We start from the raw sequence: 16,174 nt of genomic DNA on the forward strand, positions 1-16,174 counted from the left end.
CTCTGGTCATGCAACGCCGTTTCCACGCACCTGTCGTTCTGCCCGCCGACCCCGCCTGCTCGTTGCTGCGTGACGCCGTGGTCGACGTGGACGAGGCGGGGCGGATCACCCATGTCGGCCCGGTATCCGGGGCTCCCGAAACGTCCGCTCCCGTGACCCGGTTGAGCGGTCTCCTCCTGCCCGGTCTGGTCAACGCGCACGCGCACAGCCCGATGACGCTGCTGCGCGGGATGGGCGGCGACCTGCCGCTGCTGCGATGGCTGACCGAGATCATCTGGCCCGCCGAAGCGAAGCTGAAGCCCGCCGACATCCGCACCGGCATGATGCTGGGCTCGGTCGAGATGCTGCGGCACGGTGTCACGACCAGCGCGGAGATGTACTTCGAAAGCGAGCAGCTCGCCGACGCGGTGCTCACCACCGGTGGCCGGGTGGTGCTGGGCCCGCCGATCATGGAACTGCCGGGGATGGACTGGCGCGCGATGCTGAAGGGCATCGAACGCTGGATCGACACCGACGGCCTGCGGTTCGGTCCCGGCGAGCGGATCGAGGTCGGCTACGGGCCGCACTCGGCGTACATGCTGAACGAAGAGGCGCTGCGCGCGACCGCGGAATCGGCGGCGGAACGCGGTGCGCTCGTGCAGATCCACGTGGCCGAGGCGGCGCTCGAAGACGTCAAGCAGCGTGAAGAGCACGGCTCGGTGCCCGCGCTGCTGGAGAAGATCGGGATGCTGCGGGGCCGGACGCTGGCCGCGCACGCCATCCACCTGTCGGACGAGGACATCGCGCTGTTCGCCGCCCGCGGGGTCGGGGTGGCGCACTGCCCGGGCTCGAACGCGAAGCTCGCTTCGGGCATCGCGCGGGTCACGGAGCTTCGGAAGGCCGGTGTCGCCGTCGGGCTGGGCACGGACGGCCCGGCGTCGAACGACGACATCGACCTGTGGGAGGAGCTGCAGCTCTCGGCGATGTTCGCGCGGCTCGCGACCGGTGAATCGACCGTGCTGACCGCGGCCGACGCTTTCCTGCTCGGCACCCGCGGCAGCGCGGACGCGCTGGGCCGGAACGACATCGGCGCGCTGGAAAGCGGCCGGTGGGCGGACATGGTGCACGTCGACCTCGACGACCCGGCCTTCGCGGCGGGCATCGACGTCCCGGACGAGCAACTGCTCTCGAACCTGGTGTGGGCCGCGGGCTCGCGCCGCGTGCGCGACGTGTGGGTGGCGGGCGAGCAGGTCGTCGGCGACGGCGAATCCCTGCGGGTGGACCGCGCCAAGGTGCAGGCCGAAGTAGCCGAAACCTCGGCACGCCTGCGCTCTTAACTCACCTACGCAGCCCCCCACCCGTCCCAGGGGGCGGCCCCGAGGCCAGTCTATCGGGACCGTGGGGGCGGGACCGGGGGAAAGTGCCTGGTGAGGCTGGGTTGTCCACAACGGTGAGGCGGTGTGGACAACTGGGTCGCGAGGGTGCTTCAGGGAAGGCGCGGGTGTCTTGAAGGGCACCTTTGGGACGCTCAACGTCCCAAAGGTGCCCTTCAAGACATGCGTGAGCCAATGCCGAATCTGAGACGCTCAGCGACTCAAATGCGACATTGGGAACAGCGGGCCGCGAAGCGGAGAGCAGTGCAGCGGCTAGACCAGGCCCCGGGGCCGGAGGATCACGTCGGTCGGGTGGGCGTCGCCGGTGGCGGAGACCGCGGCGAGGACGGCGGCCCCGACGGATTCGGGGCGCAGGAAGCGTTCCGGCTCGTACGAGCGGCCTTCGTCGGCGATGATCGCCTGCTGCATCTCGGTGTCCGTGCGGCCGGGGTAGATCGACGTCACCCGCAGCGCGGTTTCTTCGTCCCGCAGCGCGTCGGCGAAGGCGCGGACGGCGAACTTGCTCGCCGCGTACGGGCCCCAGCCCGGACGCGCGTTCTGTCCGGCGCCCGAGTTGATCACGACGACGTGCCCCTTCGAGGCACGCAGCGCGGGCAGGAGCTGCCTGGTCAGCGTGACGACCGCGAGCACGTTGACCTCGAAGTTCGCCCGCCAGTCGGCGTCGGTGGCCGTCTCGACCGTGCCGAGGCGCGCGACGCCCGCCGAGTGCACCAGCACGTCCAGTTCGCCGAACTCGGCGGTCGCCGTCTCCAGTGCCTCGGCATCGGTCAGTTCGATCGGCCACGGCCTCGCGTCGGGCAGCGTGCCCGCCAGTTCCCCGAGCGCGTCGGCGTCGCGGCCGCCGAGCAGCAGCCGGTGGGTGGGGGCGAGCGCGCGGGCGACGGCGGCGCCGATTCCGCGGGTGGCACCGGTGACGAGGGCGAGGGGAAGATCAGCCATGACCGTCACGCTAGTCACCCGCAGGTGACCGGCGGCGACGCCACCCGGGGGAACCGCACGGAGCCGCGCGCGAACGAGCCGATGAGGTTGTCCGCGAACCGGCCCGCCGTAAGCGGATCGCGCACGGACACGTCGATCGCCACGAGCTCCGGGCAGCTGAGCGCCACCCGCGCGGCGGCGACGTCCTTGGCGCGGACCGGGCCGCCCTCGGCGATCGGAAGCCGCGCCGAATTCGCCAGTTCCCACACCGGGGGCAGCCATTTCTGGTGCCCGGTCCGGCCGTCGGGGAGCGACGTCGAGTGCGCGGCGAACGGGTTGGCGAGGCCGTAACCGTCGCGCAGCCGCAGGTCGAGCGGGATCAGCTGGCCGAGGGCGCCGATGCTGTCCGCGGCGACCGTCACGTACGACCGGTCCGTCGGATACGCGTACCAGCGCCTGGTCGCGTAGTCCTGGATCAGCACCGCAGGGCCTTCCACGCCGCGGACGGCGCTCAGTACCGACGGCATCGACGGGTGGTCGGCGTAGTCCTCGGCCAGGATCGGATGTTCGTGCCCGGTCGCCCGCGACCAGTACGACCGCTCGTCGGTGACGCCGACGGCACGCGGCTCGGCGGAATACGGCGGGCGAAGCGAACCGGCCGCCACGAACGCCCAGATCCCGACGGCCAGCAGGAACGCGGTGGTCACCCTGGTCATCGGCAGCGCCAGCACGGGCAGCAGCAGGCAGAACAGCGCCGGAAGCAGCATGCGCCCGTGCATGAAATCGCCGCCGACCCTGATCACGTACAGCGAAAGCAGCACCGCACCGACGAGCGGGACCGCGGTCAGCATCACGAAGGTTCTGTCCATAGTGGACTTCATGGTGAGGAACGCGGCGGCGAGCAGGAGGACCGGCAGCAGAAGCCAGTACGGCTGGAAGAGATCGGCGAGGTACGCCCAACCTCGGCCCCAGTTCGCCTCCGACGCCTCCTTGACCAACGCGGTGTTCGGCGTCAGCAAGCCGTAGTAGCCCATCCGGAACACCTGATACGCCAACGGAAGCGCGCCCGCCACGGCCAACAGGACCAGCGCGGGGCGAAGTCCCGGCCGCAGGAGCACCACCAGCGCCACCAAGGCGACACCGCTGAAGAGCGCGAGATCCGGCCGGACCAAGGGCCCCAGCCCGGCGACGAGCGCGACCGGCCAGGTGCGCAGTTCATCCATTGTGGACAGACGGCGGACGAGCAGCCACCAGGTGCCGCCCAGCCACAGGGTGATCAGGCCGGTTTCCAGCCCGGACGTCGCGAAGTCGCGGAACGGCGGCAGCGCGCAGACCACCAGCGCCCCGGCGGGCGCGAGCCCGTGGAACGCCAGCGGCTGGTAGAGCCGCCGGGCACCGTCCAGGCCGAAGAACAGCCCGGCGACCGAGAAGACCAGCCCGGTGACCACGGAGATCCACTCCAGCGGAACTCCCGGGATCAGCCCGAACACACTCAGGATCGCCGTCCACAAAGGACTGGTGTTGGTCTCGACCCGCTCGCCGACGTTGAACACCGGCCCGTTGCCCGCGAGGATCTGACGGACCGTCCGCAGCACGATCAGCCCGTCGTCGCTCATCCAGCGGCGGCGCCAGGCGAGGTCGGCGTAGACCATCAGCACCAGGCCGAAGCCGAACCAAGTCCAGGTCGACGGCCGCCGGAACCAGGTGCGCGAAGGCCAGCCGGGCGTGTTCTCGCCCGTGGTCGTGCTCGTCTGCGTCATGGCCCCGCCCGGCTCGGTTTCGTGCGCAGGAGATCAGGTCCGCGGGCCGCGAGTCAAACCGCCCGGGCGGACAGGCAGGACTGTGGCAGCTTCCTCCCTTCCATGGTCAGCCGCGCGGTGACCTCGAAGCCGGCCTGGCCCAGCAGCTCGGCGACCCTGCCGGGATCCAGCAGGTACGCGTCGTAGGTGACCGGGTGGCCGTACGCCGTCTCCGGGCTCAACCGCTCGTCGCCGACGTGGAATCCGACCAGCAGCCGACCGCCGGTCACGAGCGTGCGGCGGAACTCCGCGAACACCGCCGGGAGCACCTCGGGCGGCAGATGGAAGATCGACCACCACGCGACGAGGCCGCCCAGTTCGCCGTCCGGAATCTTGAGAGCGGTCATCGAACCCACGGAGAACCGCAGGTCAGGGTACTTGCGGTGGGCGATTTCGATCATTTTCGGCGACAAGTCGACACCGGTGACGTCGAGGCCGAGTGACGCCAGGTGAGCGGTGACGTGGCCAGGGCCGCAGCCGACGTCGGCGACCGGGCCGCGCACCTGCTCGGCGAACGCGGCGAGCATGGCGCGGCCGATCGGCTCCTGGTCGAAGAGCTGTCCGACCCGCACCGCGTAGTCCTCGGCGACGGTGTCGTAGGACTCGCGGGTGGCATCGAGGTGAGTGGTCACGGTGGGCGACGCTAGCGGCACCCACCGACAGTTCAGGGCTCGATCAGCCCGGCGTCCCTGGTCAGGTCCTCCGGCGCCCCCAGAGCGGTCACCGGGGTGCACCCGGTCGCGGGATCCGCCGCCGAGTCGGTGCCGTTGTACTGCGCCGCGCCGGACCGGGTCAGCTGCCGGGCCCCGGCGTCGAAACAGACCTGGTAGGAGCCCGGAAGCAAGCGTTCGAAGACGTACCGCCCGTCCGGCCCGGTCACGGTCGAGCCGATCTCCTTCGCGGAAGCGTCCTTCAACGTCACCTTCACGTCCGGGACGCCGAGTTCGTCGCGGGTCTGCAGGCCGTCCTTGTCCTTGTCCAGCCAGACGAAGTCGCCCAGTTTGCTCATCGGCGCGGTGAGTCCGGCGGCGAGCGTCAGGTCCAGGCGTTTGCGGGGGCCGACCGTGGTGGTCGCGGTGCAGCCGGTCGCCGGATCGGCGTCCGAATCCTTCGCGTCGTCACCCGCGTCCTTCGCCGTGTACGTGTAGCCCGCGAACTCGGGCGGAAGCGCGCTGATGTCGAAGCAGACCTGGTAGATGCCGTCCTTCAGCTTGGTGAAGCGGTACTTGCCGGCGGCGTCCGTGGTGAGCGTGCCGAGCGCGGTGCCCGACGCGTCCTTCAACGTCACCTTCACGCCCGGGACACCCGGCTCCGCGGGATCCTGCAGGCCGTTCCGGTCGACGTCGTTCCAGACGAGCTCCCCGATCTCGTCGATCGCGGGCGGCGGGGTGACCTTGATGGTCGTGGTCGCGGTCTTCTTCGGCAGCTTGCCGCTGGAGACGGTCACGGTGTTGACGCGGCCGTTGTCCGCTTCGGTGACGTTCTTGTGGTCGCACGTGACGGTGGCGGACTTGCCGCCGTCGAGGCTCGCGATCGGGGCGGACTTCACGTCGCAGTACGGGTCGTCGACCTTGATGTCGGTCAGCGTCGTGGTGCCGTCGTTGGTCACCGTGAACCGGTAGTTCGCGGTGGTGCCCGCTTCGAGGGTGGCCGTGGCGCCCCAGGCACCGCTCGCCGGATCACGCACCTCCGCCTTCGCCGCGAACGAGGCGACCTGCAGGTGCACGCAGTCCCACATGACCCAGTTGTGGTCGGTGGCGGCGAAGAACTTCACCGAACTGGCCGACGGCGGGGCGGTCGACGGCGGGAAGTCCTGCCTCGCCAGTTTGCCGTCGGTCTCGACGGCGTGCGTGACCTTGAGTTTGTTCTCCAGGACGACCTTGTTCGACGCGTTGTAGAACCGCAGTCCCGTTTCCCGGACGGCGTCCGCGCGACGGAGGTTGTCGTCGTTCGTGCCGGTCCAGTCGGTCAGCGTGTAGACGGCGCCGGGCACGAACTTCATCGCCGCGTAGGCGGTGCTGACCATCTTGTCCGGCGTCGAGATCAGGGCGTATTTGCCGCCGTCCTGCTGGTAGCCGCCCATCGTCGACAGCCGGGGCTGCTTGCTCTTCGGTGTCCCTGTCGGCACCGGGGCGGCCGGGTTGAACGTGTACCCGGCGGGCGGGCTGCCCTGCTCCACGCTCGGGTTCGGCGCGGCGCCGCCGGTGCAGCCGGACGGGACGGCCGGAGCCTGCGCCAGCGCGGGAAAAGCGCCCGCACTCAGCAGGAGTGTCCCGGTCGTCATCAACACCAGTGCCCTTTTCACAGGGCTGAAGCTAGTTACCCGGTCCCGGTTCCGTAATCGCTGAACCGTGTCGACGATCGCCCCGATCAGGCAGAACCGAGAGTGATCGGGTGCCGCCGCCGTCTTCCCACGGCGGCGGCACCCCGCCCCCCTACTTGACGCCGATGCGGCCGACCTGGCCCCAGCGGCCCTTCTTCCACACCGACACGATCGACGGCCGCGGCTGCGCCGTGCCACCGTCCGGCCAGTGCGACGTCGGGTTCGCGGAGCTGGCCGCGTTCTCACCCGGGTGCTGCACGGCGACGAGCACCAGGTGGTCGGTCACCACCGGGCCGCAGGTCTCCGCGCCGACCGGGACCGACAGGAACTGCTTGACGTGCCCGCGCTCCGGACCGTCGACCGGCACCGAGAACAGGCCGTCGTTGGAGCCGAGCGCGTTGCCGTCGGTGGAGATCCACAGGTTCCCGTGCCGGTCGAACGCGACGTTGTCCGGGCACGAGATCGGGCTGACCTGGTCCTTCGGGAAGCCACCGAAGTAGGTGTCTGCCGTCTTCGGGTCGCCACAGACCAGCAGCAGACGCCACTTGAACTTCGTGGCGGCCGAGTCGCCGCGGTCCTCGTCCCATTCCAGGATGTGCCCGTTGCGGTTGTTGACGCGCGGGTTCGGCTCGTCGACGCCCGCCTTGCCCGCCGCGCCGCGGTCGCTGTTGTTCGTCAGCGCCGCGTAGATCCGGCCGTTGACCGGGTTGGGCTCGATGTCCTCGGGGCGGTCCATCTTCGTCGGCTGGACCTTGTCCGCGGCCTGCCGCGTGAAGACGTAGACCTCCTCGGCGGTGAAACCGTCCACAAAGGACTTGTTGCCCGAGACCAGCGGGATCCACTCGCCGACGCCGTCGAATTCGCCGTCCGCGGGGAGCTTTCCGGTGCCGTCGATCTCGCCGGGGCTGTCGCCGGTGAACCGGGCGACGTACAGGGTGCCGTCGTCGAGCAGCGCGGAGTTGTGCCGCCGCGCGTGCGCGCTCTTGCCCGGCTTGTACTTGCCCTTGGAGACGAACTTGTAGATGTACTCGAAGCGCTCGTCGTCACCGGAGTAGACGGCGACGCGGCCGTCCTTGGTGATCTTGATGTTCGCGGCCTCGTGCTTGAACCGGCCGAGCGCGGTGTGCTTGATCGGCGTCGAGTTCGGGTCGTTCGGGTCGATCTCGACGACCCAGCCGAAGCGGTTGGCCTCGTTCGGCTCCTGCGCGAGGTCCCAGCGCTTGTCGAACCGCTCCCACTTGCGGGTGGTCGCGGCGCCGGAGAAGCCGTAGCGCTTGAGGCGCGCGGCCGCGACCGGGTCGGTGACCGACGCGGCGTTGGCGAAGTACTGGTTGACGTTCTCCTCACCGGAAAGCACGGTGCCCCAAGGGGTCACGCCGCCGGCGCAGTTGTTCTGCGTGCCGAAGACCTTGCGGCCGGTCGGGTCCGCGGAGGTCTTGAGGAACTTCGACCCGGCCGCCGGGCCGCGCACCTCGAAGGCGGTGTTCAGCGTGATGCGGCGGTTGAACGGGCTCGGCACCGCGCGCAGCGCCCCGCCGATCGGGTCGCGGAAGGTCTGCACGACCGAGAGGCCGTGCGCGGCCCAGGCGATCTTGACCTGTTCCTCGGTCGGGTTGGCCGGGTCGTACTGGTCGGCCGGGAACATGTGGACCTCGGTGGTGTACTCGTGGTTCACCACCAGCAGGTTGCGGATGCCCAGCGGGTCCTGCGGGATCAGGCCGACGAAGTCGTTGTTGTAGCCGAACTGCTTCGCCTGCGCCGCCGCGGTCTGCTTGCGGAAGTCGAACTTCGGGGCGCCGAATTCGACGGCGTCGCCCCAGCGGATGACGACGCGCTGGTCGTAGCCCTCGGGGATGGTGACCGCGTCGAGCTTGTTCGGCGGCACCGCTGTGAAGTCGGTGCCGGGGACCGGACGGCCGGGGCGGCCCGGCTTGCCGTGGCCGGCGGCCGCGACGTCGGCCGGGGTCTCGGCGGCGGCGGTGCCGGACAGCGCGGCGAAACCTCCGGCCGCGGCGGCCATCACGGCGCTCGCCTTCAGCGCGCCACGACGGGACAGCATGCTCTTGACGACGTCGCCGAAGTACTCGTTGTCGGAGGTGTTCGGCTCGGGGTGGGCACACGCGTTGCCGCAGCGGTACTCACAGGTGACCGCGGAGCGGCCGCCGGGATGGGAGGTGATCAACGGCAGGAGCCGCTGAGGCTCGAAGGACACAAGGCCTCCATGTTCGCGGTGGGTTCACGTAGTCCAGTCGGGGGAACGTCGTGACGGTAAGCGACCAAAACGATCCAGTCCTGGACGGCAGGTGAACAGCGCGCGAACGAGCGATGGCGCGCTGCCGGAGGGGCCGCGCGCCATCGACGAAAAGTACTGCTAGAACGTTGCTTGCCGACTAAGAGCCGATGTCGGACAGGCCGTGCCTGCCGGGTTTCCAGACCGCCACCACCGACGGCCGGGGCTGGGTTTCGCCGCCGTCCGGCCAATGGGAGGCCGGTTTGTCGGCGTTCGCCCCATCCACTTCACCCGGATGCTGGACACAGACCGTGACGATCTTCTCTTCGACGATCGGTCCGCAGGTTTCCGCGCCGCGGGGCACGGTGAGGAACAGCTTCAGCTCCCCGCGGTTGCGGCCTTCGAGCGGCACGGAGTACAGGCCGTCGTTGATGCCCAGCGCGCCTGCCGAGTCGGTGGAGATCCACAGGTTGCCGTGCTTGTCGAAGGCCACGTTGTCCGGGCTGGAGATCGGCGAGACCTGATCCTTGGGGAACCCGGCGAAGTAGGTGTCGGGCGAAGCCGGGTCACCGCACACCAGGAACAGCCGCCAGCTGAACGTCAGCGCGAGCGCGTCGCCACGGCGTTCCTCGAACTCCAGCACCTGACCGTGTTTGTTGTTCAGCCGCGGGTTGGGCTCGGTGGCGCCCTCCTTGCCCGGCTTGCCACGATCGACGTTGTTGCTCAGCGCGCAGTAGATCCGGCCGGTGCGCGGATGCGCCTGGATGTCCTCCGGGCGGTCCATCTTGGTGGCGCCCACGCGGTCGGCCGCCTCGCGGGTGAAGACGTACACCTCTTCGGCGGTCATTCCGTCCACAAAGGACTTCTTGCCGGAGGCGAGCGGGATCCATTCGCCGCTGCCGTCGAATTCGCCGTCGCTGGGCAGTTTCCCGGTGCCGTCGATCTCGGCGGCGGGGCTGTCACCGGTGAACCGGCCGACGTACAGCGTGCCGTCGTCGAGCAGGGTCATGTTGTGCCGCTTGGCATGGGCGCTGTCGCCCGGCTTCATGCGGCCCTTCGAAATGAACTTGTAGATGTACTCGAAGCGCTCGTCGTCACCGGAGTAGGCGACCACGCGGCCGTCCTTCGCGACGCGGATGTTCGCCGTCTCGTGCTTGAACCGGCCGAGATGCGTGTGCTTGACCGGGGTGCTGTCCGGATCGTTCGGGTCCAGCTCGATCACCCAGCCGAAGCGGTTGGCCTCGTTCGGTTCCCTGGCGATGTCCCAGCGCGCGTCGAACCGCTCCCATTTCCGGGTGGTCGCGGTGCCGTTGATGCCGTAACGCGCGAGCCGCTTGCGCTTCACGGGATCGGTCACCGTGTCGGCGTTCCCGAAGTACTGGTTGATGTTCTCTTCGCCGGACAGGATCGTGCCCCACGGCGTGACGCCGCCGGCACAGTTGTTCATCGTGCCGAGCACCACCGTGCCAGTAGGGTCGACGGCGGTCTTGAGCAGTTCGCTGCCCGCCGCCGGGCCGGTCACCTTGAACGGCGTGTGCAGGGTGATGCGGCGGTTGTAGCGCGACATCTTCGGCCGCAGGTGCCCGGTGTCCCGTCCGCGGGACACCTGGACGACCGTCAGCCCGTGCGCGGCCCAGGCGATCTTGACCTGTTCTTCGGTCGGGTTGTTCCGGTCGTAACCGCGGAACATGAACTCTTCCGAGGTGTACTCGTGGTTCGTGACCAGGAGCGAGGAGAGTCCCCAGCGATCGAGGGGCAGCAGCGCGGCGAAGTCGCAGTTGTAGCCGAACTGCTTCGCCTGCGCGGCGGCTGTCTGGTGGTCGAAGTCGAACTCCGGCGCGCCCGGCAGGACCGCGTCACCCCAGCGGATCACGATGCCCTGCCGATAGCCCTCGGGCACCACGACGGCGTCGAGCGTGTTCGGCTGCACTCGTTCGTAGTCGGTGCCGGGTGGTGGTTTCGGCCTGCCGTGGCCGTGTCCCGACGGCTCGGCGGAGGCGGGCCCGGCGAGCGCGAGCGGCGTGCCGGCGGCCAGTGCGACGACAGCGGTCGCCTTCAGCGCGCCGCGGCGGCTCACCGCCCCGAGGACTTCGGCGAAGGTGGGGTTGTCCGAGGTGTTGGGCGCGTCGTGGAAGCACGCGTCCCCACAGCGATAGGTACAGGTCACTGACGCCCGGCTTGGTGAGTGGCCGGCCAGTAACGGAAGGAACTTCACGCGGACCTCCGGTCAGGCAGTTCGGGAGGTCGACGCTAAGGCACCGGACCAACGAGAGGAAACCCCTCGTTGGTCCGGTGTTCACCTTTTGTTCGAATTACATCTCTTCGCCGACGAGGACCGCTTCGGCCGGAATCGTGTGCGGATCCGCGGTCTTCTCGCGGATCGTCAGCAGGGCGCCGGCGAGGACGCACAGGATCGCGGCGATCACGAACGGCGCCTGCTTGGCGCCGAACCACTCGGCCAGGTGACCGACGACGGTCGCGGCGACCGCGCCGCCGAGCCAGCGGCAGAAGTTGTACCCGGCACTCGCGACCGGACGCGGGGCGTCGCTGATCGACATGGCCGTCCCGGTGAAGAGCGTGTTCAGCAGACCGGAGACCAGCCCCGACAGGATGATGCCGACGACCAGCACGGGCTTGCTCGGGATCGCCATGATCAGCAGCAGGACGGCGTAGCCGAAGACGGCGACCACGGTCGCGTGCCGCTCACCGAGCTTCGCGGCGAGTTTCGGCGCCAGCACCACTCCCGCGACGGCGACCGAAAGGCCCCAGCCGCAGAAGATCAGGCCGACCGCGACGGCGCTCCACTCCAGCACGAACGGCGACCAGGCCAGCACCACGAAGAACGCGGCGGTGTAGAGCGCGGAACCGATCGAGGTGCGCAGGAGGCCGCTGTGCTTCAGCGCGCGGAACGGGTCGAGCAGGCGGATCTTCGGCCGCTTCGCCTTGGCATCGGCGGTCAGGAAGATCGAGCACAGCACGAGACCGCACAGCATCAGCAGCGAAGTGCCGATGAACGGGCCGCGCCACGAGATGCTGCCGAGCAGCGCGCCCAGTAGCGGGCCGACCGCGAGGCCGACACCGAGCGCGGCTTCGTAGAGCAGGATCGCGCCCGCCTGGCCGCCGGTCGCGGCGCCGACGATGACCGAAAGCGCGGTCGCGATGAAGAAGGCGTTGCCGAGACCCCAGATCGCGCGCAACCCGATGAGCTGCTCGATCGACCCGGACGCGGCGCACAGCGCGGTGGCGACGACGACCAGCGTCAGCCCGACGACCACGGTCCGCTTGGCCCCGAACCGGGCACTCATCGCGCCGGTCACCAGCATGGCGACCGCCTGGACGCCGAGGTAGCTGGAGAACAGCAGCGTCACTTCGGACGGCGTCGCGTGCAGGCCCTCGGCGATCGACAGCAGGATCGGATCGACCAGCCCGATGCCCATGAACGCGATGACCGCGGCGAACGCGGTGATCCATACCTGTTTGGGCTGTCCTTTGAGAGCGTCCAACAGGCTCGAGTGGGACTCAGCGCTCATCGCGGATCAGTTCCTCCTTCTTGTCTTCGTGCAGCAACCTGGTGAAAGCGGGGAGCGCGGCTTCGATCGCGGCGCGGTCGGGCTCGTCCAGCCCGATGAGCCGCTCGCGGAGGAATTCCTCCCTGGCGACGATCAATCGGCGATGGAAACGCTGCCCCACCTCGGTGACCTCGACGAGCACGGCGCGGCCGTCGGCGGGATCGGGACGGCGGCTGACCAGGCCGAGCCGCTCCAGGCGGCGGACGACGTCGGTCATCGTCGGCATCCGGACCCGCTCCAGCTCGGCGAGCGCGCTCATCCGGCGCGGGCCGCCGTTCAGCAGCTCCGACAGCACCGAACCCTGGGTGAGGGTGAGCTGCACCTGCGGGGTCTCCCGGCGGACGAGGTAGTACAGCCGGAAGACCAGCGGGCGCAGCCGGTGAGCGAGATCGGCGGCTTTCGTGGTCACTTAGCCATGCTAACTAAAATTACTGAGCATGGCTAAGTAATCTGCCGCACAAATCTTCACCGCCTAGGCTTGGGGGTGTGGAAGCGGTGATCTTCGATCTCGACGGTGTCCTGGTGGATTCGGAAAAGATGTGGGACGAGGTCCGGCGGGCCGTCGCCCACGAGTTCCACGGCACCTGGCGGGACGAATCGACCAGGGCGATGCAGGGGATGAGCACCCCGGAATGGGCCGCCTACCTGGCGCACGACCTCGGCGTCCGGCTCCGGCCCGCGGACGTCGCGCAGGTGGTGATCGAGCGGATGGCGCGGCGGTACGCGGAGAAACCGCCGATCATCCCGGGCGGACCGGACGTCGTGCGCGAGGTCGCGAAGCACTGGCCGGTGGCGATCGCGAGTTCGTCGCCGCCGCTGCTGATCAAGGCGTTCCTGGACATCACGCGGCTGCCGGTGCCGACGGCGGTGTCGTCGGAGCAGGTCGGCGCGGGCAAACCGGCGCCCGACGTCTACCTGAAGGCGGCGGAGCTGCTGGGCGTGGAGCCGAAGAACTGCGCGGCCGTGGAGGACACGACGAACGGGCTGCGCGCGGCCCTGGCGGCGGGGATGACGGTGTACGCGGTGCCGAATCCGCACTTCCCGCCGGATCCTTCGGTGCTGGCGCAGACGACGGTGATCCCGGCGATCACGGACCTGCCCGCGGCCCTCCACACACCCTGACCCTCGCCTCCGCGCCCCCTCACCGATGCTATGAAAGGCCCGTTACTTGCAAAATTTGCAAGTAACGGGCCTTTCATAGCGCACTACGGGAGGGTCACGCCTCGCCGGCGATGAACTTCTCGACCTCGTCGCGCGCGGTGGAGTCGTCGTACTGCTCCGGCGGCGACTTCATGAAGTACGAGGAAGCCGAGAGGATCGGGCCGCCGACGCCGCGGTCCAGCGCGATCTTCGCGGCACGCACGGCGTCGATGATGATGCCCGCCGAGTTCGGCGAGTCCCAGACCTCGAGCTTGTACTCCAGGTTCAGCGGCACGTCACCGAAGGCGCGGCCCTCGAGCCGGACGTAGGCCCACTTGCGGTCGTCGAGCCACTGCACGTAGTCCGACGGTCCGATGTGGACGTTGCCCTTGCCGAGCTCGCGGTCGACCTGCGAGGTGACCGACTGGGTCTTCGAGATCTTCTTCGACTCGAGCCGCTCGAGCTCCTTCATGTTCAGGAAGTCCATGTTCCCGCCCACGTTGAGCTGCATCGTCCGGTCGAGCTGGACGCCGCGGTCCTCGAACAGCTTCGCCAGCACGCGGTGCGTGATGGTGGCGCCGACCTGGGACTTGATGTCGTCACCGACGATCGGGACACCGGCCGCGCGGAACTTCTCCGCCCACTCGGGGTCGGAGGCGATGAACACCGGCAGCGCGTTGACGAACGCCACACCGGCGTCGATGCACGCCTGCGCGTAGAACTTGTCGGCCTCTTCGGAGCCCACCGGCAGGTAGGAGACGAGCACGTCGACCTCGGCCTCGCGCAGCGCGGCGACGACGTCGACCGGGGTCTCGTCGGACTCCTCGATGGTCTCGCGGTAGAACCGGCCGAGCCCGTCGTAGGTGTGACCGCGCTGCACGGTGACGCCCAGCGGCGGCACGTCGGCGATCTTGATGGTGTTGTTCTCGCTGGCGAAGATCGCCTCGGACAGATCGCGGCTGACCTTCTTGGCGTCCACGTCGAACGCGGCGACGAACTCGATGTCGCGGACGTGGTACTCGCCGAACACGACGTGCATCAAACCGGGCACGCGGGTGCTGGGATCTGCGTCGCGGTAGTACTGAACGCCCTGGACCAGCGAGGCCGCACAGTTGCCGACGCCCACGATGGCCACCCGAACGCGGCGGTTCTCGCCCATGCCGGTTTCTCCTTCATTCGTCCAACAGTTGTAGGTAGTGCTCAGCGGGCACGGAGAGCGCCTCAGGTCTCCGGTCCGCGCTGCTCGGCCTGTTCGTGCGCGATCAGCTCATTGAGCCAGCGCACCTCCCGCTCACTGGACTCCAGCCCGAGCCGGTGCAGCTCACGGGTGTAGCGGTCGATCTTCTCCTCGGCCCGCGCCATTGCCGTCCGAAGTCCTTCTCGGCGTTCCTCGACCCGACGACGACGGCCCTCCAGGATTCGCATCCTGACGTCGGCCGGTGTCCTCGAGAAGAACGCCAGGTGGACGCCGAAGCCTTCGTCGTCCCACGTCTGCGGGCCCGCGTCACCGAGCAGTTCGGCGAACCGTTCCTTGCCCTCGGCGGTGAGCTTGTACACGCGCTTGCCCCGGCGTGCCCACGCCCGGTCTTCCACCTCTTCGAGCTCCTCGACGAGGTAACCGGAGCGCAGCAGCCGACGCAGGGTCGGGTACAGCGAGCCGTACGAGAACGTCCGGAACATCCCGAGCGTCTCGTGCAAACGTTTGCGCAGCACGTAACCGTGCATGGGGGTCTCGTGCAACAGCCCCAAGATCGCGAGCTCCAGCACACCGCACCCCCTTCCGGGAACAAACCGCGACCGGTCGCGTTGGCCACCGAGACCGGTTCGGTCAACCTACCGGCCCACTATATCGCGCCGATACATCGGAGTGGTGTAGCTAACCCCGATCGAGCGTCGGCGGAACCGGACGAAATTCACCGGAGAGTTATCGAATCGTCGGCGTGTCCGGTCGTGCACGGTCCGTCTCCCCGAGAACGGGGCGTGGACCACACAGCAAGAGCCCGTACTCTGTTGGCGTGCGAAACCAGCGGCAGGTCGTGGACTACGCCTTACAGCGGCGCTCGCTGCTCAAGGGCGTCCACTCCGGACGGGTCGGCACATACGACGTCTGCGACGCGGGCCCGTACCTCCTGCGGGCCGCGAAATTCCACGGACGACCTGGTGAGCAGGACTGCCCGGTCTGTCACCGGGAGGAACTGACCCTGGTGTCCTGGGTGTACGGCGAGGAGCTCAAGCACGTCGCCGGATCAGCCAAGACACCGGAAGAACTGGTGCGGATGGACGGGCTCTTCGCGGAGTTCACCGTCTACGAGGTCGAGGTATGCCGGAGCTGTCACTGGAACCACCTGGTGCGCTCCTACGTCCTCGGAACAGGAGACCCGGGAAGCACCCGGCCACGGACCCGGTCGCAGAGGACAGCGGGTCAGTGACAGGTACCGAAATCGCAGTTGAGCACAGAGCGGCGTCCCCCGAAGCGCCGGTCTGGGAGGCCCATTCGTGAACGACGACCGCAACCGCTCCTGGCCAGGCCAGGAGCCTGATGCACCTCGCCGTGCCCACTGGCCGGGCGAAGAGGACGAGCCCGGCTGGCCGGGCGAGGAACCCCCGCGCCGCCCCCAGCGCCGGACGCCCCCGAACAGCACCCCCCGCTCGGCCCCACCACGGTCCGCGGCCCCGCGCCCGGTCGACCCCCAGTGGCCCGGCGGGGACAGTGGCGGCAACGGCGGCCCCGAATGGCCGTCCGACGACGAACCACGCCGTCCCGCGGCCCCGCGCCGCCCCAACGGCATGCCCCCGCGCAGGCAGGGACCCCCGCCGCCCGG

General features: G+C 69.1%; 13 protein-coding genes. 3 read left to right on the plus strand and 10 right to left on the minus strand.

Annotation, left to right across the window (positions count from 1 at the left end; genetic code table 11):
• Positions 1-8 precede the first annotated feature (8 nt).
• A complete protein-coding gene (locus tag BKN51_RS33950; protein WP_101611494.1) occupies positions 9-1,316 on the plus strand; it encodes an amidohydrolase family protein in 1,308 nt (435 codons plus the stop codon).
• A 309-nt stretch (positions 1,317-1,625) separates the two neighbouring features.
• Here the strand turns inward: BKN51_RS33950 and BKN51_RS33955 are convergent, their stop codons facing one another.
• The 8 genes from BKN51_RS33955 to BKN51_RS33990 form a co-directional block, all read right to left on the minus strand.
• Positions 1,626-2,312, minus strand: coding sequence for an SDR family oxidoreductase (locus BKN51_RS33955; protein WP_101613620.1), 687 nt, complete (start codon positions 2,310-2,312; stop codon positions 1,626-1,628).
• 14 nt (positions 2,313-2,326) lie between these two features.
• Positions 2,327-4,051 carry a hypothetical protein gene (locus BKN51_RS33960; RefSeq protein WP_101611495.1) on the minus strand — a complete coding sequence of 575 codons (1,725 nt, stop codon included), beginning with the start codon at positions 4,049-4,051 and terminating at the stop codon, positions 2,327-2,329.
• Positions 4,052-4,104: 53 nt separating this feature from the next.
• Entirely contained in the window at positions 4,105-4,722 is a 618-nt protein-coding gene (locus tag BKN51_RS33965; protein WP_101611496.1) for a class I SAM-dependent DNA methyltransferase, read from the minus strand.
• Positions 4,723-4,754: 32 nt separating this feature from the next.
• The gene (locus tag BKN51_RS33970) at positions 4,755-6,395 is read right to left on the minus strand and encodes a DUF7850 domain-containing protein (RefSeq protein ID WP_233223048.1); all 1,641 of its coding nucleotides are present in this window, start codon (positions 6,393-6,395) and stop codon (positions 4,755-4,757) included.
• Positions 6,396-6,525: 130 nt separating this feature from the next.
• Entirely contained in the window at positions 6,526-8,625 is a 2,100-nt protein-coding gene (locus tag BKN51_RS33975; protein WP_101611498.1) for a PhoX family protein, read from the minus strand.
• A gap of 178 nt (positions 8,626-8,803) precedes the next feature.
• Positions 8,804-10,858 carry a PhoX family protein gene (locus tag BKN51_RS33980; RefSeq protein WP_101611499.1) on the minus strand — a complete coding sequence of 685 codons (2,055 nt, stop codon included), beginning with the start codon at positions 10,856-10,858 and terminating at the stop codon, positions 8,804-8,806.
• A gap of 97 nt (positions 10,859-10,955) precedes the next feature.
• On the minus strand, positions 10,956-12,173 hold the full coding sequence (locus BKN51_RS33985; protein ID WP_101611500.1) for an MFS transporter: 1,218 nt from the start codon (positions 12,171-12,173) through the stop codon (positions 10,956-10,958).
• Positions 12,163-12,621 (minus strand): MarR family winged helix-turn-helix transcriptional regulator, encoded by a 459-nt coding sequence (locus BKN51_RS33990; RefSeq protein ID WP_101611501.1) that lies wholly within the window; start codon positions 12,619-12,621, stop codon positions 12,163-12,165. Before BKN51_RS33990 ends, BKN51_RS33985 begins: the two co-directional genes overlap by 11 nt.
• A gap of 77 nt (positions 12,622-12,698) precedes the next feature.
• Between BKN51_RS33990 and BKN51_RS33995 the strand changes: the two genes are divergently transcribed.
• Positions 12,699-13,334, plus strand: a complete 636-nt coding sequence (locus BKN51_RS33995) for an HAD family hydrolase (RefSeq protein ID WP_101611502.1) — start codon at positions 12,699-12,701, stop codon at positions 13,332-13,334.
• Between the two features lie 94 nt (positions 13,335-13,428).
• Here the strand turns inward: BKN51_RS33995 and BKN51_RS34000 are convergent, their stop codons facing one another.
• Positions 13,429-14,511 (minus strand): inositol-3-phosphate synthase, encoded by a 1,083-nt coding sequence (locus tag BKN51_RS34000; RefSeq protein ID WP_101611503.1) that lies wholly within the window; start codon positions 14,509-14,511, stop codon positions 13,429-13,431.
• Between the two features lie 62 nt (positions 14,512-14,573).
• Complete coding sequence (locus tag BKN51_RS34005) at positions 14,574-15,119, minus strand: PadR family transcriptional regulator (protein ID WP_101611504.1); 546 nt, start codon at positions 15,117-15,119, stop codon at positions 14,574-14,576.
• A 248-nt stretch (positions 15,120-15,367) separates the two neighbouring features.
• Here BKN51_RS34005 and BKN51_RS34010 point away from each other — a divergent pair, with 248 nt between their 5' ends.
• Complete coding sequence (locus BKN51_RS34010) at positions 15,368-15,781, plus strand: DUF5318 domain-containing protein (protein WP_101611505.1); 414 nt, start codon at positions 15,368-15,370, stop codon at positions 15,779-15,781.
• Positions 15,782-16,174: the final 393 nt, after the last annotated feature.

The organism is Amycolatopsis sp. BJA-103 (assembly GCF_002849735.1).
In the GTDB taxonomy this organism is placed as follows: Bacteria; Actinomycetota; Actinomycetes; order Mycobacteriales; family Pseudonocardiaceae; genus Amycolatopsis.

Coding starts and splice junctions, on each gene's coding strand:
- BKN51_RS33950 (WP_101611494.1), top strand. CDS start 9: ATGCAACGCCGTTTCCACGCACCTGTCGTTCTGCCCGCCGACCCCGCC.
- BKN51_RS33955 (WP_101613620.1), bottom strand. CDS start 2,312: ATGGCTGATCTTCCCCTCGCCCTCGTCACCGGTGCCACCCGCGGAATC.
- BKN51_RS33960 (WP_101611495.1), bottom strand. CDS start 4,051: ATGACGCAGACGAGCACGACCACGGGCGAGAACACGCCCGGCTGGCCT.
- BKN51_RS33985 (WP_101611500.1), bottom strand. CDS start 12,173: ATGAGCGCTGAGTCCCACTCGAGCCTGTTGGACGCTCTCAAAGGACAG.
- BKN51_RS34000 (WP_101611503.1), bottom strand. CDS start 14,511: ATGGGCGAGAACCGCCGCGTTCGGGTGGCCATCGTGGGCGTCGGCAAC.